The organism is Polaromonas sp. (assembly GCF_012927415.1).
In the GTDB taxonomy this organism is placed as follows: Bacteria; Pseudomonadota; Gammaproteobacteria; order Burkholderiales; family Burkholderiaceae_C; genus Polaromonas.
In genome coordinates this window covers 1-23,215 of the sequence record NZ_JABBPF010000043.1, presented here as the reverse complement: position 1 = coordinate 23,215, position 23,215 = coordinate 1, and the positions used below count along the sequence as shown (strand labels likewise).

The following is a 23,215-nucleotide window of genomic DNA, read 5'->3' as shown; positions in this document are numbered from 1 at the left end:
CCGGAAGCGTTCAAGCGCGATGAGTTGAAAGTCGCGCTCGGCCTGCACGCCCGTTCGACGCGTTACCTGGAAAGCGTGGCCGCTGGCCTGCAGCGCCACGACCTTCAAGGCGAACCAGTTGAACCGGTAGCCCCCGAACACGTTCATCACGCGATCATGGAAGTTTTCCGCCGTCGGCAGGCCCGGTCGAACCAGGACTTGCGCCCGTATGCCAGAGTCCAGCTGATCACGGCAATTGAGGCGTCCGGACTGAGCCGTGAAGCTTTTTTGCTCTGCGTGCGCCAGCAGGACGAGGTGTCCACCGCCATGCTCGATGAAGCTTTTGCCGAACTCGGTGAACAGGCCGCAAGGCGCGATGCGCTGCGCAAGACGTTTGACTCCAGCGGCAAGACAGTGGCCGAGTTTTCCGACATGTATGGCATGGATCCCGCCGAGGTGAGCCGGACACTGGAACAGGCGCGCCCCGCCCGGAATGCTCCGGCTGCCCGGACATCAGCTCCTGCAGATGTCCAGGTCTTGCCACCTGAAGCATCGGCTGCGGATACCCACAGCGCAACATGAAAAAGGCCGGCGCTGGGCCGGCCTTCAAAACAGCGGAAAACCGCTCAAGCCTGCGAATTTTGTAGCGCCGCGATGCGCTCTTCAATCGGTGGATGGGTTGCAAACAATTGGCCGATGCCGCCTGTGATTCCCATCGCCTGTACGGTTTTCGGCAGCTCGCCGGGCTGCATGCCACCCAGACGGGCCAACGCATTCATCATGGGCTGCTTGCGCCCCAGCAACCGGGCCGACCCGGCGTCGGCGCGAAACTCGCGGTGCCGCGAGAACCACGCCACCACGATGGCGGCTGCAAAACCCAGCACGATGTCGAGCACGATGGTGCTGACGTAGTAACCAATGCCTGGTCCCGAGTTGCTGTCGCTGCCACGGCGGAAAAAGCTGTCCACTGCGTAGCCGATCACCCGCGACAGGAACACCACAAAAGTATTCATCACGCCCTGGATCAGCGTCATGGTGACCATGTCGCCATTGGCAACGTGGGCGATTTCGTGACCAATCACGGCTTCGATTTCTTCCCGGGTCATGCCGGCAAGCAATCCGGTGGAAACCGCCACCAGAGCCGAATTCTTGAACGCACCAGTCGCAAACGCATTCGGCGCGCCTTCAAAAATGCCGACCTCGGGCATGCCGATTTGCGCCTTGTCAGCCAGCTTGCGCACGGTCTCGACAATCCAGGCTTCGTCAGCGTTCTGCGCATCGTTGATGATGCGCACGCCGGCACTCCACTTGGCCACCGGCTTGCTGATAAGGAGCGAGATGATCGCGCCACCGAAGCCGATGACCAGCGCAAAACCAAGCAGCATCGGCAGGTTCAGTCCGTTGGGCGTGAGGAAGCGGTTGACGCCCAGCAGGCTGGCGACAATGCCGAGCACCGCCACTACGGCAACATTGGTCAGCAAAAACAAAAAAATGCGTTTCATGAATTCTCCGGGGAGGTCAGTAATAACCGGGTAAGGTAAAGGCCGCTAAGAAACTCTCTTGCGGACAAATGGGGGCTTTGCCAGCCCAAATCAAGCCGCCCGGACGAGCGGTGACGACTCAAAAGCGCAGGGTTTTAGATGTTATTTTTTATCTGCGCGGGCGGAATACAAGAGAGTCATCATAAAAGGAAAAGTTCTCGTTTTCCGGCCACCAGCCAGGCACGCCCAGCACCGGAAGAGGCGTGAACGGTTTGCCGGCGAACTTGGCGGCACTCAGGTCGGCGGCCACCCGGGAATCCAGATTTGCTATTGAATCAATAGCAAACTGTGCCCGATATACATGGACAGTAATGGGTTTTCTCGGAAAAACGAGCTTTTCAAGCAGTGCGTGACCGAAAAGCTCCAGTCTGGCCTGCCGCCACAGCGGGCGCAGGCCGACAAACAACTGCCGCCAGTCCCGGGCGATCAAGGCGTCCCACAAAGGCTGCGGCGCCAGCAGGAAGGCCGCGTTTTCATCGAACACCGTCAGCGCATCGCGCACCGGCCCGCGCAGAGGCGCGACGCCTGCGGCGGCAATCTCGCAGGCCTGCAACTGGTTGAGCCTGGTCTTGGTCTGAGGAAAGCGCATCCAGCACAGTCCGTTAAAAAAATCATGCAAACCTTCGCGGGTCGGGCACTGACGGGTATTGAAAATATAGCGTTCGTAGGACTCGCCCGCTGGCAGGTCGTTTTGCGGCACGAAGCGGACCGGGGATGCCCGCTCGCGGTTCAGCGCCTCGTGCAGCGGCAGACCGGTCGCGACGGCTTGCGTGACCCGCAGGCCAGTCTCGCGCCACGGGTCCAGCCAGGGCTGGCGCCAGTCAATCAGCGCCAGCGGCAAAACAGATGCGCCGGTCACCCTCAGTTCCGGGATGGCCTGGACAGCCTTTTGTCGCGCACCATCACGGCCGATTTTCCTTCGTCGGCAATCTCAAAGAGCTGGGTCGCCACCAGCAGTTTGGTCAGCGTGGCATAGCCGTAGTTCCGGTGGTCAAACGAAGCCTGGTTGGCGATCTGGGTGCCCACCGCACCGACGCGTGCCCAGCCGTCGTCGTCTGCCGCTGCCTGCACGGCATTACGCAGCAGCATGACCAGTTTGGCGTCCTGCTTGAGTTGCGCCGGCGTGGCGCGCAAGGGCGCAGCGGCCACCGCGCCGGCGTCATCTGTGTCTTCCCTGCCACTGGCAGCTGCGTCGCCCGTCGTTATGGGCCGCAGCTTGTCGAGGTATAAAAAACGCGAGCAGGCGTTGACAAAGGGTTCGGGTGTTTTTTGCGCGCCAAAGCCGTACACAGCGGCCCCCTTGGCACGCAGGTGCATCACCAGCGGCGTGAAGTCGGCGTCGGAAGAAACGATGCCAAAAGCGTCGGGTCGATCGGTGTAGAGCAACTCTAGCGCATCGATCACCATCGCCATGTCGCTGGCATTTTTGCCCTTGGTGTAGTCAAACTGCTGCATCGGGCGTATGGCGTGCTCGTGCAACGCTTCCTCCCAGCCCCTGAGTTCGCTCTTTTTCCAGTTACCGTAAGCGCGGCGGATGTTGGTTTCGCCGAAGGTCGACAATTCATTGAGAATCAGATCGATTTTTGAGGCCGGCGAATTGTCCGCATCGATCAGCAGGGCAACTCTGGGTTTGCGGTCCATTAACGGCTTTCTGAAGTCGAATTGACCAGTTTCCAGGACAGCGTCTCGCCACTGCGCAGCGGCTTCAGCCGACCCGCACCAAAGGCAAAGCTTTCCGGCGTCATCCAGCTTTCGCGGCGCAGCGTGATCGTCCCCTGGTTGTGCGGCAAGCCATAAAAATCGGCACCGTTGAAACTGGCAAAGGCTTCGAGCTGGTCCAGCGCCCCGGCGGCGTCGAAAGCTTCTGCGTAAAACTCCATGGCCGCATGGGCGGTATAGCAGCCGGCGCAGCCGGTAGCATGTTCCTTCAGCTGCGCCGGATGTGGCGCACTGTCCGTGCCGAGGAAAAAACGCGGATTGCCGCCAGTAGCGGCTTGCATCAGCGCAACACGGTGGCTCTCGCGCTTGAGCACGGGCAAACAGTAGTAATGGGGGCGAATACCACCGGTAAAAATGGCGTTGCGGTTGTACAGCAGATGGTGCGCGGTGATGGTGGCACCCAGAAAACCGTCGGCTTCAGTCACGTATTGCGCAGCTTCCCTGGTGGTGATGTGCTCGAACACGATTTTCAGTTCCGGGAAATCGCGGCGCAGCGGCCTCAGTTGCGTGTCGATGAAAACGGCTTCGCGGTCGAACAGGTCGATCTCAGGCGAAGTGACTTCGCCATGCACCAGCAGCAACAAGCCTTCGCGCTGCATTGCTTCGAGCGTTCGGTAAGTCTTACGCAGGTCGGTGACGCCTGCATCGCTGTTGGTCGTGGCGCCGGCAGGGTAGAGCTTGACGGCGACCACGCCCGCATCTTTGGCGCGTTTGATCTCGTCGGGAGGCAAGTTGTCGGTCAGGTACAGCGTCATCAGCGGCTCAAAGGCAACGCCCTCAGGGACGGCCGCCCGGATACGGTCGCGGTAGGCGACGGCCTGCGCGGCAGTGGTGACGGGCGGCCGCAGATTGGGCATGATGATGGCCCGGCCAAACTGCACCGCCGTGTGCGGCACCACGGTTTTCAGGGCGTCACCGTCGCGCACATGCAGGTGCCAGTCGTCCGGGCGTGTGATGGTGAGTTGAGTGGCGGGTGTGAGGATGGCTGAAGTCATGGCCTGAATTGTCGCATCGGCATCGGATCGACCAACCTGTTTCACTGACTCAGCCACATCCGGTATTCGGAAAATCGACGATGGAAGGCGCCGAGGGGAAGACAACCGGCCTGGTCTTACGATACAAACATTCGCTGGCACGGCCTGGGTCGCGGCGCCGTGCGAACAGACCGCAGCGCCATGACGCCGCGTAATGAACTTTCGCCCTGTATTCGAGGGCCGCCGCCGACCAGACGGGAATGAAACGCGATCTGGCCCTCGATCTGCAGCGCTTCAGTGCTGCAGAATCTTGTTCAAAAAGTCCTTGGTGCGCGACTGACGGTTTTCAGGGTGGCTGAAAAATTCGTCTTTCGAGCAGTCTTCCAGGATGCGTCCGCCAACGTCCATGAAAATGACGCGGCTGCCCACCTTCTTGGCAAAGCCCATCTCGTGCGTGACCACCATCATCGTCATGCCTTCGAGCGCCAGCCCCATCATGCAGTCGAGCACCTCGCCGACCATTTCAGGGTCAAGCGCAGATGTGGGCTCGTCAAACAGCATGGCGATCGGGTTCATGCTCAAGGCGCGCGCAATCGCCACGCGCTGCTGCTGGCCCCCTGACAGCTGGCCGGGAAATTTGTCCTTGTGCAGCATCAGGCCCACGCGGTCGAGATATTTGAGGCCGTGTTTTTTCGCCTCGTCGGGCTTGCGGTTCAGCACCTTGATCTGTGCCAGTGTCAGGTTTTCGGTCACGCTCAGGTGGGGGAAAAGCTCGAAATTCTGGAACACCATGCCGACGCGGCTACGCAGCTTGGGCAAATCCGTCTTGGGGTCGTGCACCGCCTGGCCATCTACAAAAATCTGGCCCTTCTGGAAAGGCTCCAGCGCATTGATGGTCTTGATCAGGGTGGACTTGCCCGAGCCCGAAGGCCCGCAGACAACGACAACTTCGCCCTTCTTGATGCTGGTGGTGCAGTTGTTGAGAACCTGCACATCACCGTACCATTTGGAAACTTCTTTCAGCTCGATCATCTAATTCTCCAGTGTTCTTTTTGAAACGCGGACGTTTTGGCTAACTGCCGTCTCAGCGAATGATGGCGATTCGGCTATTGAGGCGCTTGACCATGAAGGAAAGACCGTAGCAGATCACGAAATACACCACAGCGGCCAGCAGATAAGCCTCTTCGGGGCGGCCATAGATCTTGCCGGCCGTGCTGAAACCCTTGAGAAGGTCATAAGCGCCGATCGCGTAGACCAGCGACGTATCCTGAAACAGGATGATGGTCTGGGTCAGCAGAATGGGCACCATGTTGCGAAAAGCCTGCGGCAAGATGATCAGCTTCATGTTCTGCGCGTAGGTCATGCCCAGCGCGCGGCCGGCATTGACCTGACCACGCGAGATGGACTGGATCCCGGCACGCATGATCTCGCTAAAGTACGCGGCTTCAAATGCCACAAAGGTGATGATTGCCGAGATCTCCGCGCGATAGTTGCTGCCGCCGGGAATCAGGCTGTAAAACGCCGCCGGCACCAGCAGGAAAAACCACAGGATCACCATGACCAGCGGAACAGAGCGCATGCCGTTGACGTAAAAAGTCGCGGGAACTGTCAGAATCGACTTGCCCGACAGACGCATCAAGGCCAGCAGGGTGCCAAAAATGATGCCGCCTATGGTCGCAACGATGGTTAGCTCCACGCTGAAAATAAAGCCCTTGACGACGAACTTGGAAATGATGTCCCAGTTCAGAAAACTCAGGTCGAGTCCAAACATGTCAGTGTCCTCCACCCATTGAACCGGCTACGACAAAGCCTGGAATCTGGACCTTCTTTTCGACAAAAGCCATGACGCGGTTGACAGCGAAAGCCGAGATGGCGTAGAGGGCGGTGACCGCCAGGTAAATTTCAATGCCGCGCGAGGTTTCTTCCTGCGCCTGCATGGCGAACATGGTGAGTTCCGCAATCGACACGGCAAAGGCCACCGAGGAATTCTTCAACAAATTCATCGACTCACTGGTGAGCGGAGGAATGATGATGCGAAAAGCCATTGGCAAAATCACATAGCGGTAGGTCTGGGCGGTGGTGAAGCCCATCGCCATGCCGGCGTAGCGCTGGCCGCGCGGTAGCGCCTGAACGCCGGCCCTGACCTGCTCGGCAATTCGCGCGGAAGTAAAAAAGCCGAGCGCAAAAATCACCAGGATGAAGCTGGGCAACTCCTTCATGGCGGGGAAAATTTTCGGAATCACAAAGTACCAGATGAAAATCTGGATCAGCAGCGGGACATTGCGGAATAGCTCGACCCAGGCATTACCCAGACGCACCAGCCAGGGGCTGTTGGGCAGGGTGCGCAGCGTGCCGATGAGACATCCCATCAACATGGCAATGACCCATGATGCACCGGCGACGGCCAGCGTCCAGCCCCAGGCATCAAACATCCACTGCAAATAGGTGCGCCCGCTCCCATCGTCCTTCAAAAATACTTGCCAATCCCAGGTCATCGCGGCTCCAGAAAATAGTTGTTCTGTTGATTTTCAACGCCACAGCAAACGAGAAACCCCGCAAGGGCAAAAAGCCTGGCGGGGTTGTCACATCAACCGTGCGAATTACTTCTGGACGTATTCTTCCATGGGCTTGTCGTTTGGAGCGTCCCAGGCGGCTTTGGTGCTGGCGCTCAGGGCCAGGGCGACTTTCGCGTTCTTCGGAGGAATCGGCATCAGGAACCATTTGGTCCACAACTTGTTCATTTCGCCCGACTTGATCATGCTTTTGACCGTGTCATCGGCCAGGCGTTTGAACAACGGGTCGTCCTTGCGAAGCATGATGGCGATCGGCTCAACGCTCAGCACTTCACCGACGATCTTGAAATCGGCGGGGTTTTTGGCGGTGGCGATGTTGCCGGCCAGAATGGAGCCGTCCATGACGAAAGCATCAGCGCGGCCCGATTCGAGCAGCAGGAAGCTGTCGGAATGGTCCTTGCCGAAAATTTCCTTGAACTCGACACCGGTTGCCCGCTTGTTCTTGCGCAGCGTCTGCACCGACGTCGTTCCGGTGGTGGTTGCAACGGTTTTACCATTGAGCTGGGCGATCGAGCTTATGCCGGAGCTGGCCTTGACGGCGATGCGGACTTCTTCGACAAAGGTGGTATCGACAAACGCCACGTCTTTCTGGCGCGCCACGTTGTTGGTGGTGGAGCCGCATTCAATATCGACCGTGCCGTTTTGCACCAGGGGGATGCGGTTCTGCGACGTAACAGGCTGGTATTTCACTTCAAGCTTGCGCTCTGCGGCTTTCTCAAGGCCGGCCAGAATACGCTGGCAGATCTCGACATGGTAGCCCGTGTACTTGCCATCACCGAGAGTGTATGACAGCGCGCCGGAAGAGTCGCGCACACCCATGGTGACAACGCCGGAGGCCTTGACTTTGGCGAGGGTATCGGCAAAGGCGCCGCCGGTGGCGAGCAATGCGACGGATAGAGCGACGATCTTGAATTTCATGAAATCTCCTGTAATGAAACAACTAAAAACCTATTTTATAGAGCGGTTGGCAAGGTGATGCCAAGGTTTACCCGACCCAAAAGGAAGCGGCGGATTTTGCAAGGAACAACGTCAACCGGCTGAAAGAAACGCAGCAAAAATCGCCTTTTTGAATACAGGATTCAAATTGGTGCCCCTGTAATTGTCGGCTTGAAACAAGCAATCTTTGTGCCGAAATATGAAAAAAGGGCTTACTGCCGGGACTGTTTTGCTTGGCGGGCCTGCTTGCGCTGACCACGGAAATTTGTTTTTTGCCAGAGAAGTCGTGTAATGCAAATGGGCGGAAAAGGGTGTGTGGCGGCTACCCGGAAAGCCCAGCGGAATCACAGACAAGTACCAAAATCAGAATGATCCGAACTGTAAATTTACGCTTTCAAAAACACCAATGCTGTTTGCGCGAAACTCCATGCGTATTATTTATAACGACCGAGGGTTGCTACCTAGCCGCCCACAATTTAAGAGCGCGCGACGGATTGACTGCCAACTCGCCCGGCAGTCTTGTCCCTGGCGCCGGCTTGCGCCTGCAGATAAGCCCACAGCGCCTGGGCGTGGGTTTTGGCGGCATCCTTGGCGGTGGGCCGCTCACGGTAAACCCGCACGTCCATCGTCATTTCCAGATCACTGCCTGCGCTCACCAGTTTTTTGGTCCGCAACTCTTTTTTTACGGCGCTCAGTGGCAAAAATGCAATGCCATGGCCCTCCAGGGCCATGGCTTTCAGCCCCTCGGCCATATCGGTTTCATAAACCCGGTCCAGATGAATCGGAATGCTGGACTGCTTGAGAATCAGGTCCACCATGCGGCCCAGGTAGGCCCCTGACGCATAGCCAAGATAAGGCAGCGGCTGTCCCGCCCGGCCGGGCAGGCTGTACTCTGGCTGACCGGCGGCATTGGCCCGGACAAAAGGCGCCAGCACCTCCTGGCCCAGCGACACCATCTCGTAACGGTCGGCGTTGAGTTGAAAAGGTTGCGAGTCATGGTGGTAAGAAATCAGCAGGTCACAACTGCCTTCAACCAGCCGGAGCACCGCATCATGCACATTGAGCGCGATCAGCCGGCTTTTGATGGGGCCGAATTTTTCGCGCAGGCTGCTGACCCAGGCCGGAAAAAATGTAAACGCCAGCGTGTGGGGCACCGCGAACTCGATGAAGTCCTGCCCCGCCGACGTGTGGCCGCGCAGCATCGCCCGGGTGGACTGCAGCCCCTGCAGCATTTCCAGCGACTGGTTGTAAAGCGTTTCACCGGCCGGCGTCAGGCGCGTCGGGTAGGAGCTTCGGTCCACCAGGTCAGTGCCCGCCCACGCTTCCAGCGCCTGGATGCGGCGCGAAAAGGCGGGCTGCGTCACATGTCGCAGTTGGGCCGAACGGCTGAAACTACGGGTTTCAGCGAGCGAGACAAAATCTTCAAGCCATTTGGTTTCCATGCGGTGATTATCGGCGCGGACCGACGCGCCGATAGGGGCCGGTCCGCCAGCGCTTCAACACCCGGCCTGTCCAACACTATATTTTTGATAGCATTGAAAGACAGTGAAGTCTTGACTACACCCCGATTTCGTCCAGAATTCCCTCGGGGGACTGTTGCTGTTGCATGGCCCACATATCGGCGTAGCGTCCGTTGGCAGCCAGCAGGGCGGTGTGGTGGCCGCGCTCGACGATGCGACCGGCATCCATCACCAGAATCTCGTGCGCATCGACCACCGTGGAAAGGCGGTGCGCTATCACCAGCGTGGTCTTGTTCTGGGCGGTGGTGCGCAGTTCGGTCTGGATGGCGCGCTCATTGGCCGAATCCAGCGCCGAGGTGGCTTCGTCAAAAATCACCACCGGCGGGTTTTTCAGCAGCGTGCGGGCAATCGCCACGCGCTGCTTTTCGCCGCCCGACAGTTTCAGGCCGCGCTCCCCCACCATGGTCCGGTAGCCCAGTGGCGTCGAAGCGATGAAGTCGTGGATGCGGGCGGCTCTGGCTGCTTCCTCGACCTCCTGATGCGTCGCGCCGGGTTTGCCGTAGGCAATGTTGTATTCGACCGTGTCATTGAACAGCACCGTGTCCTGCGGCACGATGCCGATGGCCTGGCGCACGCTGGCCTGGGTGACCTGCTTGATGTCCTGCCCGGCAATCGTGATGCGGCCTTGTTGCACATCGTAAAAGCGGTACAACAGGCGCGCGAGCGTGGACTTGCCGGCGCCCGACGAACCGACGACCGCCACGGTCTTGCCGGGCGGGATTTCAAAACTCACGTTGTGCAGAATCGGCCGCGCGCCTGCGGCATTGCCCTCAGTTCCCGTATCGTAGGCAAAGCTGACGTTTTCAAAACGCACGGCAGGCGAAGCCTCAATGCGCAGCGGCTGCGCGCCGGGCTGGTCGGCAATTTCACGCTCGCGCTCCATTAGCGTGAACATCTTTTCCAGGTCGGTCAGGCTCTGCTTGATCTCGCGGTAAATCACGCCCAGGAAACCCAGCGGAATGTAGAGCTGGATCATGAAAGCGTTGACCATCACCAGATCGCCCAGCGTCATACGGCCATCAACGACGCCCTGCGTGGCGCGCCACAGCATCGCCACCAGCCCGAACGCAATGATGAGTTGCTGGCCGGCGTTAAGTATGCTCAATGTCCGCTGGCTCTTGATGGCGGCTTCGCGGTAACGTTTGAGGTTCTCGTCGTAGCGCGTGGCTTCAAATTCTTCGTTGTTGAAATACTTGACCGTTTCGTAATTCAGCAGCGAGTCGATGGCGCGGCTATGGGCCGAGGAATCGAGTTCGTTCATGGTCTTGCGGAACTGCGTGCGCCACTCGGTCACCGTCACGGTGAAGAAAATGTAGAACACCAGCGCAATGATGGTGATGCCGGCGAACCAGACGTCGAACTTGATGGCCAGCAGGCTCAGCACCAGCGTCACCTCGATCAGCGTCGGGATGATGCTGTAGAGCGAATACGAGATCAGCGAATGCACGCCGCGCGTGCCACGCTCGATGTCGCGCGTCATTCCGCCGGTTTGCCGCTCCAGGTGAAAACGCAGGCTGAGCGCATGCAGATGGCGGAACACCTCCAGCGAAATTCGCCGCGCGGCGCCTTCGGTGGCCTTGGCAAACACCAGCTCGCGCAGTTCTGTGAACAACGTGGTCGACAGGCGTAGCAGGCCGTAAGCCAGCAACAAGGCAATCGGCACCACCAGCACAGCCTGCACATCACCGGGCTTGAAACTCATCGTGTCAACCAGGTTCTTCAATAGCAGCGGCACGCCGACATTGGCCAGCTTTGCGCCGAGCATGAAGGCCAGCGCGGCCATGGCGCGCCACTTGTATTCCCAAAGATAAGGAAACAGCCGCTGGAGCGTGGCCCAGTCTGAGCGGGGCGGCACTGGCGCCGTGGCGGCACCAGCCGCCGTCACGGCCGGCACGGGAAAGGAATCAGCGGCGGAAGCTCGGGAGCGCATGCGTCACAATCATTGATGTTGTTTTAATCTTCATAGATTGTGCCTATGTCTACCGAATCAAGCGCCTCCCTGGGCATTACCGAAAGCAGCGTCCCGGCCGCTGACCCCACCGAAACGCGGGCGCTTCATGTTCACCTGCCTACCGACAAGGAACTGGTGCTCAAGGTGATCCCGATGCCGGCAGACTGCAATGCCAATGGCGATATTTTCGGCGGCTGGGTGATGGCCCAGGTCGATCTTGCGGGATCGGTCGTGCCGGCACGCTATGTGGATGGCCGCATGGCGACGGTGGCGGTCAACCAGTTCATTTTCAAGCAGCCGGTGCGGGTCGGCGACATCCTGTCATTTTTTGCAGCCGTGACGCGCATCGGCAACACGTCGATCACGGTGCAGGTCGAGGTATTTGCCGAGCGCTTTCGCGCGCAGGGGCGCTACATCAAGGTGACCGAAGCCAGCCTGACCTATGTGGCGATCGACGATGCAGGCAAGCCGCGAAAAATCGTCAAAACCTGATTGCTATATATTTGATAGCTGTCCGTGACCGTACTCTATGGACATGGGCCATTTTTGATCAGGAATTTGGCTTCTGTATGCGTACGGATGGCCGTTGCGGCCGGCGACCTCTATTTCCCCTGCCACTGGGCCTGCACTCAAGCACCGCATAAAAGCCTGGCCGCTGCATTGTCGGGCCTGGTCGCGGTCCACCGCGCAAGCCTGTGGTGTTTTATCGCGCAGGCGACGTTTATGCGGAACAACCCCTAGCGACAGACCGCCAAGTGACAGCTATAACCGGATAGAACTTCAGAAAGCCCAAAACGTGCAATTTTTGCAGCTCGTCATCAGCGGTATCGCCCAGGGCTGCATTTACGGGCTGATCGCGCTGGGCTTTGTGCTGATTTACAAAGCCACCGAAACCGTCAGTTTTGCCCAGGGCGAGTTGATGATGCTGGGCGCCTTTGCCGGCCTGGCCTGCATGACGCTGCTGGGTTTTCCTTTCTGGCTGGCGGCCCTCAGCGCAATCGCGGGCATGGCGCTTTTTGGCATGGTGCTTGAGCGGCTGGTGATACGCCCGATCCTCGGTCAGCCGGCGTTTTCCATTGTCATGCTGACGATTGGCGTGGGCTACACGGCACGCGGCCTCATCACCATGATTCCGGGCATTGGCACCGAGACCTATGTGCTGCCGGTGCCTTACAAGGATCAGATCTGGCAATTCGGCGAGCTCGTCATCAATGCCGAGCAGATCGCCATCATGGGCAGCACCGCCGCGCTGTGCCTGGTGCTGTTTGCGCTCTTCAGATACAGCAAACTGGGCATCGCCATGCAGGCGGCCTCCCAGAACCAGCTGGCGGCCTATTACATGGGAATTCCAGTCAAACGGCTCAACGGACTGGTGTGGGCGCTGGCCGCGGCGGTGGCCGCCATTGCCGGCCTGTTGCTGGCACCCATCACCTTTGTTCATGCCAACATGGGCTTCATCGGTCTCAAGGCCTTTCCGGCTGCCGTGGTGGGCGGTTTCAGCAGCCTGCCCGGCGCGATCGTCGGCGGTCTGATCATTGGCCTGGTGGAGTCTTTCTCGGGTTTTTATCTGCCCGACGGCGTCAAGGATGTGGCCGCTTATGTGGTGGTGCTGGTCATGCTGATGGTTAAACCCAACGGGCTTTTTGGCGAAAAATTGCGTAAAAAAGTCTAAAGAAAATATGGCCCCCCCGGTTTTCACTTCGCACAATGCGCCTCCCGAGCCAGCGGTGCTTGCATGGGGCGGTCCGGCGCGGCGCCCGACCTGACCCATGCGCTTCATCTTCAAAACCGATTACGGCCAGGACATCAATCTCGCCAAACACCCGGGTCATGTGTTCTGGTACGGCGCGCTGGTGCTGCTGCTGCTGGCAGCACCCTGGCTATTTGCCGAATACTGGCTGGCGCAGCTGACTTTCGTGCTGATTTACGCCATCGCGGGGCTCGGACTGATGCTGCTGGCAGGATTTACCGGCCTGTTCTCCCTCGGCCACGCGGCTTTTCTGGGTGTCGGCGCCTATACCCAGGCAGTGATGACCAATGCGGGCCTGCCGTTTCCGCTGGCGCTGGCCTGCGCTGCAGGGCTTTCTGCCGCCGTGGGTCTGGTGGTTGGCTTGCCGGCTTTGCGCGTCAAGGGCATCTATCTGGGCATGGCGACGCTGTCCTTCGGTTTTATTATCGAAGAGGTTTTTGCGCGCTGGGAAAGCGTGACAGGCGGCAACGCTGGCATTCACATCAAGTCGCCGGAGCTGTTTGGCTGGAAGCTGGCCAGCGGCGAATCGTTTTACTTTCTGTGCCTGCTGATCACCATTGCCTGCACGCTGGGGCTGCTCAACCTGCTGCGCTCCCCCACCGGCCGGGCTTTTGTCTCCATTCGGGATTCCGAGATTTCGGCGCAGAGCATGGGCATTCACCTGGCGCGCTATAAAACGCTTTCCTTCGCGCTGTCGGCGGCTCTGGCCGGCATTGCCGGAGCGCTGTATGCGCACAAGCTGCAGTTCATATCGCCGGACCAGTTCAACATCCTGCAGTCGATTGACCTGTTGCTGATGATCGTGATTGGCGGTATTGGCTCGGTGCATGGCGTGTTTTTGGGTGCCCTGTTCCTGATCTCGATGCCGCAGGCGATCGCCATGACCAAGGACTACCTGCCCGCCACCATCGGCCAGGCACCTGGCCTTCAGGCCGCTGTTTACGGCATCGTGCTGATCGCCTTTGTGCTGTTTGAGCCGCATGGCCTGTATGGCCGCTGGCTGAAAATCAGAACCTATCTTCAGCTTTTTCCGTTTTACCGCAAGGGTCTGTTCAAGCGGCAAAAATCCTTTCAGAAATCGGATCGACTGAAATGACCCCCCTGCTTGTCACTTCGCGTGCTGCACTGACCGCCGAGAAGGCCCTCACGCCTTGGGGCGGCCCGGCGCCGCTAAACCCATGAGCGACATTATTCTTTCGGCCAACAAGCTGAGCGTGCGTTTCGGCGGACTGCTGGCCGTCAACAACGTCAGCTTCAACGTCAGGCAGGGTGAAGTCTTCACACTCATCGGCCCCAATGGTGCAGGCAAGACCACGGTCTTCAACCTGATCAGTCGCATCTACACCCCGAGCAGCGGCGAGATTGACTATCTGGGGCAAAAACTCACGGCCCAGCCACCGCACAAAATAGCGTCGCTCGGTATTGCCCGCACCTTCCAGAACATCGAATTGTTCGAGAACGCCAGCGTGCTGCAAAACCTGCTGGTCGGACGGCATACGCACCGGAAAACGGGCTTTCTGCGTGACTTGTTTTTTAGCCAGGCAACCCGCGAGGCGGAACTTAAGGCGCGCGAAAAAGCCGAGCAGGTGATTGATTTTCTTGATCTGCAGCACCACCGCGACGCCTTGGTCGCAGGGCTGCCTTATGGCGTGCGCAAGGTGGTTGAACTCGGCCGCGCACTTTGCACTGAGCCAAAACTGCTGCTGCTTGACGAGCCTTCATCGGGTCTGAATGTCGAGGAAACCGGCGACATGGCATTCTGGATCCAGGACATCCAGCACGAGCTCGGCATCACGGTGCTGATGGTCGAGCACGACATGACGCTGGTCTCCAGGGTCTCGGATCGCGTGCTGGCCATGAACCAGGGCGAGGTGCTGGCCATCGGGACGCCCCGGGAGGTGCAACGCGACCCGGGCGTGATCGAGGCCTATCTGGGCACCGTGGACGACGTCTCTTCGCTCAGGAGGACGGCATGAGCGCAGCGCTTTTTGCGGTTGACGACCAGCCCATGCTGAAACTGCTCAATGTCGAGAGTTCCTACGGACCGGTCAAGGCGATACGCGGCGTGAGCCTGCAGGTGCGCCGCAGCGAAATTGCCACCGTGCTGGGCTCCAATGGTGCGGGCAAGTCCAGCATTTTAAAAACCATTTCCGGCATTCTTGATCCACGCAAGGGTTCCATCGAGTTCAAGGGCAAGAACATTACCGCGCAGGATCCGGCGCATATTGTGCAGCAGGGTCTGTCGCATGTGCCAGAGGGGCGCGAAGTGTTTGCCTTGCTCAGTGTGCGCGACAACCTGCTGATGGGCGGCTACACCCGCAAGGACCGCGACGGCGTAGCCAGGGACATGGAAGTGGTGTATGGCTATTTCCCGATTTTGCGTGAGCGGGCGCAGCAGGACGCCGGCCTGCTCTCAGGCGGACAGCAGCAGATGCTGGCCATCTCGCGGGCCCTGATGGCCGCTCCAGACCTGATTTTGCTCGACGAACCGAGCCTGGGCCTGAGCCCCAAACTTACCAGGGAAATTTTCGAGATCGTCGTGCGCATCAACCGTGAACGCGGCACCACGATTTTGCTGGTCGAGCAGAACGCCAACATGGCGCTGAACGCGTCCGACTATGGCTATGTGCTGGAAAACGGCCGCATCGTCATGGAAGATAGCTGCGCCCGGCTTCGTGAGAAGGATGACATCAAGGAGTTCTACCTGGGCATGAAGGAAGACGGCGTGCGCGGCGAGAGGCGCTGGAAAAAGAAAAAAACCTGGAGATAAGGAGATGAACGCAATGCACAACCGCTTCAGCCCAGTGACCGCCCACTGGCGCAGCAGCGCATTGCGCGAAGCAATAAGCGTGGGGGCCACGAACGAAGCGCCGGGCCGCCCCAAGCGAAGTTCAGCCCCCCTGGGGGGCAGCGCAGTACGCGCAGCGACAAGCGTGGGGGCCTATGTCTAATCTCTGGAATTTGGAGAATATTCGCGCGCAGCACGACATTGTGATGCCGGGTGAGACGATTCCTGCCGTTTTCTGGAACGCGGTTAACCGGCGCACGAACCAGGTCTGGATGCGGCAGAAAAAGTTCGGTATCTGGCGCAGCTGGAACTGGACCCAAACCGGCGACGCCGTGCGGGAGCTGGCCGCCGGCCTCATCAGCCTTGGCTTTGCGCGCGGCGAATGCGTCTCCATCCTTTCCAACACCGTCATTGAATGGGTGCTGGCTGATCTTGCTGTTTTGAGCTGCGGCGGCGTCTGCAGCGGTATTTACCCCACCGACGCAGCCTCTCAGGTGCACTATCTGTGTGAAGACTCCCGCACCAGCTTGCTGTTTGTGGAAGACGACGAGCAACTCGACAAGGCGCTGGAAGTCAGGCCGCAATTGCCGCTGCTGCGCAAGATCATTGTTTTCGACATGAAAGGCCTGCGCGAACTGGCCGACCCGGGCGTTATCGGGCTGGGCGATTTGCAAACCCTGGGCCGTGCTTATCTCGCGCAGCACCCGGACGCCGTGCAGATGCGCGCGGCGGCCTGCCAGCCCGAAGACCTGGCAATTCTAGTTTACACCTCGGGCACCACCGGCAAGCCCAAAGGGGCAATGCACAGCCAGCGCGGTCTGGTGTTCTCTGCGCGCGGCTTGAACACTTTGGTGGCGCAGGACGAGCGGGACGAGCGCATGTGCTTTCTGCCGCTGTGCCACATCGCAGAGCGCATGGGCGGCGAGTATTTCTCGCTCTACACCGGTGCCAGGCTCAATTTTGTGGAGAACCCGGAAACCATTCCAGAGAACGTTCGCGAAATTGCACCGACCGTGTTCACGGCCGTGCCCCGGGTGTGGGAAAAGTTTTACTCCGGCGTGATGATCGCCCTGAAGGAATCGACCTGGTTGCAGCAAGCCGCCTACGCCTGGAGCATAGGCGTCGGAACACGGATTGCCGACCGCGTCATTGCCGGGCAGCCGGTCAGCACGACGCTGAAAATAAAATTCACACTGGCGCGCTGGCTGGCGCTGAACAATGCGCGCAAGCTCATAGGTATCCACCGCGCCCGCTTCTGCGTCACCGGCGCCGCGCCGATTTCCCCGGAGCTGGTGCGCTGGTACATGGCGCTGGGCGTGCCCATGCTCGAAGTGTGGGGCATGACGGAAACCTGCGGCGCTGCCACCGGCGTGCCGGCAAATCGCATGAAACCTGGCTCCATCGGTCCTGCGGCCAGCTTCAACGAGATACGACTGGACCCGGCTACCGGCGAGATTCTGGTGCGTGGCAGCAACGTGTTCATGGGCTACCTGAACCTGCCTGACAAAACCGCCGAAACACTTGATGCCGATGGCTGGCTGCACACCGGTGACGTGGGCGTGGTGGACAGGGATGGCTTCTACCGAATCACCGACCGGATGAAAGACATCATCATCACCGCCGGCGGAAAAAACGTCACGCCCAGCGAACTTGAAAACGAACTCAAGTTTTCGCCTTACATCACCGACGCGGTGGTCATCGGCGACAAACGCGCCTACCTGACGGTCATCATCATGGTGGACCACGAAAACATCGAAAAGTTTGCCCAGGATGCCGACATCCCTTTCAGCAATTACGCCAGCCTGACGCGCGCCACTGAAGTGCAGGAATTGATCCAGTCGGAAATCGACCGGGTCAACAAGAAGTTTGCCAGGGTAGAGCAAATCAAGAAATTTTTTCTGCTTGATACCCAGCTCACGGCGGAAGATGAAGAGCTGACGCCCACCATGAAACTCAAGCGCAAGCTGGTAGAAAAAAAATACGCCACCCGAATCGAAGCCATGTATTGAGACTTTTTTTACAGGAGAGAGACCCATGAAACTGAAATCAACCGCTGTTCTTGCCGCACTGACCTGCATCGGCGCCTTGACCGCAACGCTGGCGCAGGCGCAAAGCCAGGGCGTCAGCAAAACGGAAATCACGCTGGGTTCAATACAGGATTTGTCAGGGCCGCTGGCCGGGTTTGGCAAGCAGATCCGCTTTGGCATGAACCTGCGCGTCAGTGAACTCAATGAGCAGGGCGGTGTCAATGGCCGCAAGATCAGGCTGATTGTTGAAGACTCCGGCTACGACCCCAAAAAGGCCGTGCTGGCTGCGCAGAAACTGGTCAACCAGGACAAGATATTCGCCATGGTCGGTCACCTCGGCACCGCGCAGAACCTGGCGGCCATGCCGGTGCAATTCGATAAAAATGTCATCAACTTTTTCCCCGTGACGGCCGCGCGTGAAATGTACGAGCCCTTTCACAAGCTCAAATATTCGTTTGCAGCCACCTACTATGACCAGATGAAAGCTGCGGTACCCAAACTGGTGAAGGATAAAAACGCCAAAAAGGTCTGTTCGATGTACCAGGACGACGAGTTCGGCCTGGAAGTGCAGCGCGGTGCCGACGACGGCCTGAAAGCCATCGGCATGACCATGGTCGAGAAAACCTCGTTCAAGCGTGGTGCCACCGACTTTTCGTCGCAGGTCGCCAAACTCAAGGCCGCCGACTGCGACATGGTGGTGCTGGGCACGATCATCCGCGAGACGATTGGCGGCATAGGCACCGCGCGCAAGCTGGGTTACAACCCGGTCTTTCTCGGCTCCAGCGCGGCCTACACCGACCTGATCCACAAACTTGGCGGCAAGCCCATGGACGGCCTGTACGCCACCATGACGGTGCAAAACCCCTACCTCGACGAAGCGTCGCAACCGATCCGTTTCTGGGCCAACAAATACAAGACCGCATTCAATGAGGATCCGACGGTGTTTTCGGTCTATGGCTATACCTTGATGGACGCCTTCATCCGCGCATCCCAGAAAGCCGGCACCAGCCTCTCGACCGACAGCTTCATCAAGGCCATGGACACGATGGTGATTCCGGCTGATATTTTCGGCAGTTCGGAAGGCAGATTTGGCCCTCAAAAGCGCTTGGGCAGCAACCTGTCGCGGCTGTCGCAACTGCAGGACGGGCGCTGGAAAGTCATTTCGGACTACATCACGCAGTAAGCTGTTGCCGCTTGCTCCGATGACAATTCGACCGCCTTCGGGGCGGTTTTTTTATTTCAGAACGCGCCAGGCAGACATGGAGCCCTGGCACTTCGTGAGCAGGACGCGACGCGGCTCACGGGTTAAAGTCAGCCTTTTGTTCGCTCAACCAAAGGAGTTCGCATGGGGTCAAGCGGGTGGCAGCAAATTGGCGACACCATCGTCTCTGAATTTTCGGATCTGCCCAACGCCGGGGAGGTGACGCGTATTTTGCTTCGCCTGTCGCTGGCAGCCTTGCTTGGCGGATTGCTGGGCATTGAACGTGAACAAAAAGGCAAGGCCGCAGGCGTGCGTACGCACATGCTGGTGGCGATGGGCGCGGCCCTGTTTGTGCTGCTCTTCCAGCAGGCGGGGATGCCCAGCTCCGACCTGAGCCGGGTGGTGCAGGGCATCATTGCGGGCATCGGCTTTCTCGGCGCCGGCACCATCCTCAAGGGCAATGACGAGGAAAAAGTCAGGGGCCTGACGACAGCGGCCGGCATCTGGCTGACCGCTGCCATTGGCGTCGCGGCCGGCATGGGACGTGAAGCCACTGCCATGCTGAGCACCCTGCTGACACTGGGAATCTTTACCCTGATGCCGCGCCTGGTCAGACTGCTGGAAAAGCCTGAAACCCGGGTCGTCGATTCCAATCAACCGGAAGACGAGCGATAAACCGGCCCGGCACAGGGCCGGCCTAGGCTCCTCCGCAATGCCTTGCGGCGCTGCGGGACGAACCCGGCCTCGCACTCCCTGGCGAGCGACCGTGACCTGCCAGCCCCAGCGAGGTGAAGCCAGTGGTCAAAAATATCAGTCTGCTGTCATGCGCACCGGACATTCACGAACCTGTCGGTAAATAGCGGATTGGCGCCAGCTTCGCAACGCCAGAAAATATTGCTGCTATATTGATAGCATAAAGTAGCCGTACTTGCTGGACATGAGCCATCAATCGCCGAAAAAAATGGTTTTCCCCGGAAAAAAACGCCAAACGCGCTAAATTAGGGCTTATGAAAAAATATCTTATCCTCGGCGGCACCGGTTTTGTGGGAAGCCATGTTTGCGAAAAACTGAGCCGGCTGCCATGTCGCGTGACCCTGGCCACGCGCAGAAGGGACAGCGCGCGGCACCTGCAACTGCTGCCCATGCTCGACGTGGTCGAAATCGACGTCTACGACAGCGTCGCGCTGGCCGCTCTGCTGGCCGGACACGACGCCGTGATCAACCTGATCGCCATCCTGCATGGCTCGGAGGCCGCCTTTGAAAAAGCACATGTGCAGTTGCCGCTGGAACTGACGCACGCCTGTGAAACCAGCGGCGTGCGGCGCCTCGTCCATCTCAGTGCGCTCGGCGCCGCGCCCGATTCTGCGTCCATGTACCAGCGCAGCAAGGCGCGCGGCGAAGCCGTGTTGCTGGCCTCGGGGCTTGATGTGACGATGTTGCGCCCAAGCGTGATTTTTGGCGCTGAGGACAAATTCCTCAATACTTTTGCCGACCTGCAGCAGCTGTTGCCGGTCGTTCCGCTGGCCGGCAGCCAGGCGCGCTTTCAACCGGTGTGGGTCGAGGACGTGGCCAACGCGGTGCTGCGCTGTCTTGAGGACACAAGCACCATAGGGCAGACCTTCGAGGCCTGCGGTCCCGATGTATTCACCCTGAAACAACTGGTGCAGCTGGCAGGTCGCTACGCCGGCATCAACGGCGGCGAGGGGCGCCCGGTGATCGGCCTGCCGGATGCGCTGGCGCGGATGCAGGCCTGGTTCATGGAACTGGCACCGGGTGAGCCGATCCTGAGCAGAGACAACCTCGACGCCATGAAAACCGACAATATCGCCAGCGGCAAACTCCCGGGCTTGCAGGCGCTGGGCATCAATCCAGCCGCGCTGAGTGCGATTGGCCCGACTTATCTCGGCGCGCGCGGCTTGCGCAGCGGACTCACGGCCAAACGCAAAACAGCCGGGCGATTTTAGGAACGTCCACGCTTGTAGCTTCGCTTACTGCGCTGTCTGTTCAGGGGGGCCGCTGCGCTTGAAGCCCGGCAAAGCCGGTGCCGTGGCCTCTCTGGGTGTGAAGAGCAAGCCGGACGCAAAAACGCATCCATGGTTTTCGCTGTATGCCCTGCGCTGCTTCTCAAGGGGCTGGCCTTGCTCGGGGCGGCGCCCACGCTGGCAGCCGATGACCCCCACGCTTTCGGCATAAATCTCGTTTTTTTTGCATCAATCGACAGTTCCGGCCGCAATAGGATCATCGTTCGTTTCAATATTTCCATTTATTTCTGCACAGGCGGATCCTCATGCTCAAGCTCTATATCGGCAATAAAAACTACTCCTCCTGGTCCATGCGGCCATGGGTGCTGCTCAGGCAGGCCGGCATTCCTTTCGAAGAAGTGAAAATTCGTTTTGACTCGTTTGACGCCGATTCGGAATTCAGGAAAAAAGCCGGCAGTGTCAACCCCGCCGGCAAGGTGCCGGTGCTGGATGACAATGGCCTGATCGTGTGGGACACGCTGGCCATTTCTGAATATCTGGCCGAACGCTTCCCGGAAAAAAACCTCTGGCCACAAAGCGTTCAGGCCAGAGCGCGGGCGCGCAGTGTTTGCGCCGAAATGCACAGCGGCTTTGGTGCCTTGCGCGCGGCCTGTCCGATGAACATCGAAGCGGACCTGACTGGCACAGGGCAGCTGATCTGGCGCGACAAGCCCGCAGTACGCTCAGATGTCGCACGCCTCATCGCCATGTGGCGCGAATTGCTGGCTGAGCCCCTGGACTCCAGGGACGCCACCGGGCCGCTCCAGCCTGACAACGCCGACGCCGGGGGCGGGTTTCTTTTCGGCAGCTTCGGCATTGCCGATGCCTTTTTTGCGCCCGTGTGCATGCGGCTCAAAAACTATTCCTTGCCGGTACCGGCTGACATCACGGCCTACGTCCAGCGCGTCAGCGCCCTGCCAGGTGTCCAGGACTGGATCAATGGCGCGCTGGCAGAAAACGACTTCCGGGAATTTGAAGAACTTTACCGGATGAAACGCTGAAGCTTGCCGCTGCCCGCAGCCGCTAAACTGCCCGCATGGAAATTTACATGGTCGGTGGCGCGGTGCGTGACACCCTGCTCGGCTTGCCGGTGCAGGACCACGACTGGGTGGTGGTGGGCGCGACGCCCGGCGAACTGATAGACCGGGGCTTCCTGCCGGTCGGCAGGGATTTTCCGGTTTTCCTGCACCCGGGAACCCGGGAAGAGTACGCACTGGCGCGCACCGAACGCAACACGGCACCGGGCTACCGTGGTTTTGTGGTGCATGCCGAGTCCGATGTGACGCTGGAGCAGGATTTGGCGCGGCGCGACCTTACTATTAATTCAATAGCTGCTCCCAACCGTGTTCATTGGACTGCAACCGAATTCGAACCTGATTTTAAGGCCCTGATAGACCCCTACGGCGGGCAGGATGACCTGAAACACAAGGTTTTACGCCATATCACCGGGGCGTTCCGCGAAGACCCGGTGCGCATCCTGCGGCTGGCTCGTTTCGCCGCGCGCTTTGCCGATTTTTCAGTCGCACCCGAAACCCTTGCCCTGATGCGGGATATGGTGGCGCACGGTGAAACCGATGCGCTGGTGCCCGAGCGGGTGTGGCAGGAGCTGGCACGCGGCCTGATGGAGCCGCAGCCCTCGCGCATGCTGGAAGTGCTGCGCGACTGCGGCGCGTTGCAAAAATTGCTGCCCGAGGTTGCCCGGCTGTGGGGCGTTCCGCAGCGCGCCGAGTATCACCCTGAAGTCGATACCGGGATTCACCTGATGATGGTGCTCGACATGGCTGCGCATCTCGATGCGCCCCTGCCCGTCAGATTCGCCTGCCTGTGCCATGACCTGGGCAAGGGCACGACGCCGGCGGACGTGCTGCCCCGGCATATCGGGCATGAAGAGCGCAGCGCGCGCCTGCTCAAGGGCGTATGCCAGCGCCTGCGCGTGCCGGTCGAGTGCCGGGAAATCGCCGACGTGGTGGCGCGCGAACATGGCAACATCCACCGCAGCAGCGAACTCGGCGCGCCCGCCGTGGTGCGCCTGCTGGAGCGTTGCGATGCGTTTCGCAAACCACAGCGTTTTGCCGATATTCTGCTGGCCTGCGAATGTGATGCTCGAGGCCGGCTGGGACTGGCGCAGTCGCCCTACCCGCAGCGGCCCCGGCTGCAGCAGGCGCTGGCCGCAGCGCAGGCCGTGGCCACCGATCAGGTGGCTGCCGATGCGCTGGCGGCTGGTCAAAGCGGCCC

At 59.5% G+C, this 23,215-nt stretch carries 22 protein-coding genes; 12 read left to right on the top strand and 10 right to left on the bottom strand.

From position 1 onward, the window contains the following. Positions 1–561, top strand: a 561-nt coding sequence (locus HHJ19_RS04695; protein WP_296904527.1) for a ProQ/FINO family protein, incomplete at its 5' end; no start/stop codon positions are given. A gap of 44 nt (positions 562–605) precedes the next feature. Here HHJ19_RS04695 and htpX read toward each other — a convergent pair. The 10 genes from htpX to HHJ19_RS04645 form a co-directional block, all read right to left on the bottom strand. After that, on the bottom strand, positions 606–1,481 hold the full coding sequence (gene htpX, locus HHJ19_RS04690; protein WP_296904525.1) for a protease HtpX: 876 nt from the start codon (positions 1,479–1,481) through the stop codon (positions 606–608). Positions 1,482–1,629: 148 nt separating this feature from the next. Further along, positions 1,630–2,379 (bottom strand): DUF3025 domain-containing protein, encoded by a 750-nt coding sequence (locus HHJ19_RS04685; protein WP_296904523.1) that lies wholly within the window; start codon positions 2,377–2,379, stop codon positions 1,630–1,632. A gap of 2 nt (positions 2,380–2,381) precedes the next feature. Then, positions 2,382–3,161, bottom strand: coding sequence for an NYN domain-containing protein (locus HHJ19_RS04680; RefSeq protein WP_296904521.1), 780 nt, complete (start codon positions 3,159–3,161; stop codon positions 2,382–2,384). Further along, positions 3,161–4,234: a dihydroorotase gene (gene pyrC, locus HHJ19_RS04675; protein ID WP_296904519.1), complete on the bottom strand. Its 1,074-nt coding sequence runs from the start codon at positions 4,232–4,234 to the stop codon at positions 3,161–3,163. The genes HHJ19_RS04680 and pyrC overlap by 1 nt, the downstream gene beginning before the upstream one ends. A 273-nt stretch (positions 4,235–4,507) precedes the next feature. Beyond that, complete coding sequence (locus HHJ19_RS04670; protein WP_296904517.1) at positions 4,508–5,245, bottom strand: amino acid ABC transporter ATP-binding protein; 738 nt, start codon at positions 5,243–5,245, stop codon at positions 4,508–4,510. Positions 5,246–5,297: 52 nt separating this feature from the next. Further along, positions 5,298–5,984: an ABC transporter permease subunit gene (locus tag HHJ19_RS04665; RefSeq protein WP_296904515.1), complete on the bottom strand. Its 687-nt coding sequence runs from the start codon at positions 5,982–5,984 to the stop codon at positions 5,298–5,300. Position 5,985: 1 nt separating this feature from the next. After that, on the bottom strand, positions 5,986–6,708 hold the full coding sequence (locus tag HHJ19_RS04660) for an amino acid ABC transporter permease (protein ID WP_296904513.1): 723 nt from the start codon (positions 6,706–6,708) through the stop codon (positions 5,986–5,988). A gap of 105 nt (positions 6,709–6,813) precedes the next feature. Then, positions 6,814–7,704 (bottom strand): transporter substrate-binding domain-containing protein, encoded by an 891-nt coding sequence (locus HHJ19_RS04655; RefSeq protein ID WP_296904511.1) that lies wholly within the window; start codon positions 7,702–7,704, stop codon positions 6,814–6,816. Between the two features lie 494 nt (positions 7,705–8,198). Then, positions 8,199–9,164, bottom strand: coding sequence for a LysR substrate-binding domain-containing protein (locus tag HHJ19_RS04650; protein WP_296904510.1), 966 nt, complete (start codon positions 9,162–9,164; stop codon positions 8,199–8,201). 115 nt (positions 9,165–9,279) lie between these two features. Continuing rightward, positions 9,280–11,172, bottom strand: coding sequence for an ABC transporter ATP-binding protein/permease (locus HHJ19_RS04645; RefSeq protein ID WP_296904509.1), 1,893 nt, complete (start codon positions 11,170–11,172; stop codon positions 9,280–9,282). Between the two features lie 45 nt (positions 11,173–11,217). Between HHJ19_RS04645 and HHJ19_RS04640 the strand changes: the two genes are divergently transcribed. The 11 genes from HHJ19_RS04640 to HHJ19_RS04590 form a co-directional block, all read left to right on the top strand. Then, complete coding sequence (locus HHJ19_RS04640; RefSeq protein WP_296904507.1) at positions 11,218–11,685, top strand: acyl-CoA thioesterase; 468 nt, start codon at positions 11,218–11,220, stop codon at positions 11,683–11,685. Between the two features lie 304 nt (positions 11,686–11,989). Beyond that, positions 11,990–12,865: a branched-chain amino acid ABC transporter permease gene (locus HHJ19_RS04635; RefSeq protein WP_296904506.1), complete on the top strand. Its 876-nt coding sequence runs from the start codon at positions 11,990–11,992 to the stop codon at positions 12,863–12,865. A 97-nt stretch (positions 12,866–12,962) separates the two neighbouring features. Further along, positions 12,963–14,039: a branched-chain amino acid ABC transporter permease gene (locus tag HHJ19_RS04630; protein WP_296904504.1), complete on the top strand. Its 1,077-nt coding sequence runs from the start codon at positions 12,963–12,965 to the stop codon at positions 14,037–14,039. Positions 14,040–14,121: 82 nt separating this feature from the next. After that, on the top strand, positions 14,122–14,919 hold the full coding sequence (locus tag HHJ19_RS04625; protein ID WP_296904499.1) for an ABC transporter ATP-binding protein: 798 nt from the start codon (positions 14,122–14,124) through the stop codon (positions 14,917–14,919). Next, complete coding sequence (locus tag HHJ19_RS04620; RefSeq protein ID WP_296904498.1) at positions 14,916–15,713, top strand: ABC transporter ATP-binding protein; 798 nt, start codon at positions 14,916–14,918, stop codon at positions 15,711–15,713. Before HHJ19_RS04625 ends, HHJ19_RS04620 begins: the two co-directional genes overlap by 4 nt. 173 nt (positions 15,714–15,886) lie before the next feature. Beyond that, on the top strand, positions 15,887–17,740 hold the full coding sequence (locus HHJ19_RS04615) for a long-chain fatty acid--CoA ligase (RefSeq protein WP_296904496.1): 1,854 nt from the start codon (positions 15,887–15,889) through the stop codon (positions 17,738–17,740). A 25-nt stretch (positions 17,741–17,765) separates the two neighbouring features. Further along, positions 17,766–18,941 (top strand): ABC transporter substrate-binding protein, encoded by a 1,176-nt coding sequence (locus HHJ19_RS04610; RefSeq protein ID WP_296904495.1) that lies wholly within the window; start codon positions 17,766–17,768, stop codon positions 18,939–18,941. 162 nt (positions 18,942–19,103) lie between these two features. Next, the gene (locus HHJ19_RS04605) at positions 19,104–19,634 is read left to right on the top strand and encodes an MgtC/SapB family protein (protein ID WP_296904493.1); all 531 of its coding nucleotides are present in this window, start codon (positions 19,104–19,106) and stop codon (positions 19,632–19,634) included. 332 nt (positions 19,635–19,966) lie between these two features. Further along, positions 19,967–20,923: a complex I NDUFA9 subunit family protein gene (locus tag HHJ19_RS04600; protein WP_296904492.1), complete on the top strand. Its 957-nt coding sequence runs from the start codon at positions 19,967–19,969 to the stop codon at positions 20,921–20,923. 323 nt (positions 20,924–21,246) lie between these two features. Then, positions 21,247–21,981 carry a glutathione S-transferase family protein gene (locus tag HHJ19_RS04595; RefSeq protein ID WP_296904490.1) on the top strand — a complete coding sequence of 245 codons (735 nt, stop codon included), beginning with the start codon at positions 21,247–21,249 and terminating at the stop codon, positions 21,979–21,981. Positions 21,982–22,016: 35 nt separating this feature from the next. Continuing rightward, positions 22,017–23,215: multifunctional CCA addition/repair protein (locus tag HHJ19_RS04590; protein WP_296904489.1), on the top strand; the 1,199-nt coding region annotated here is incomplete at its 3' end.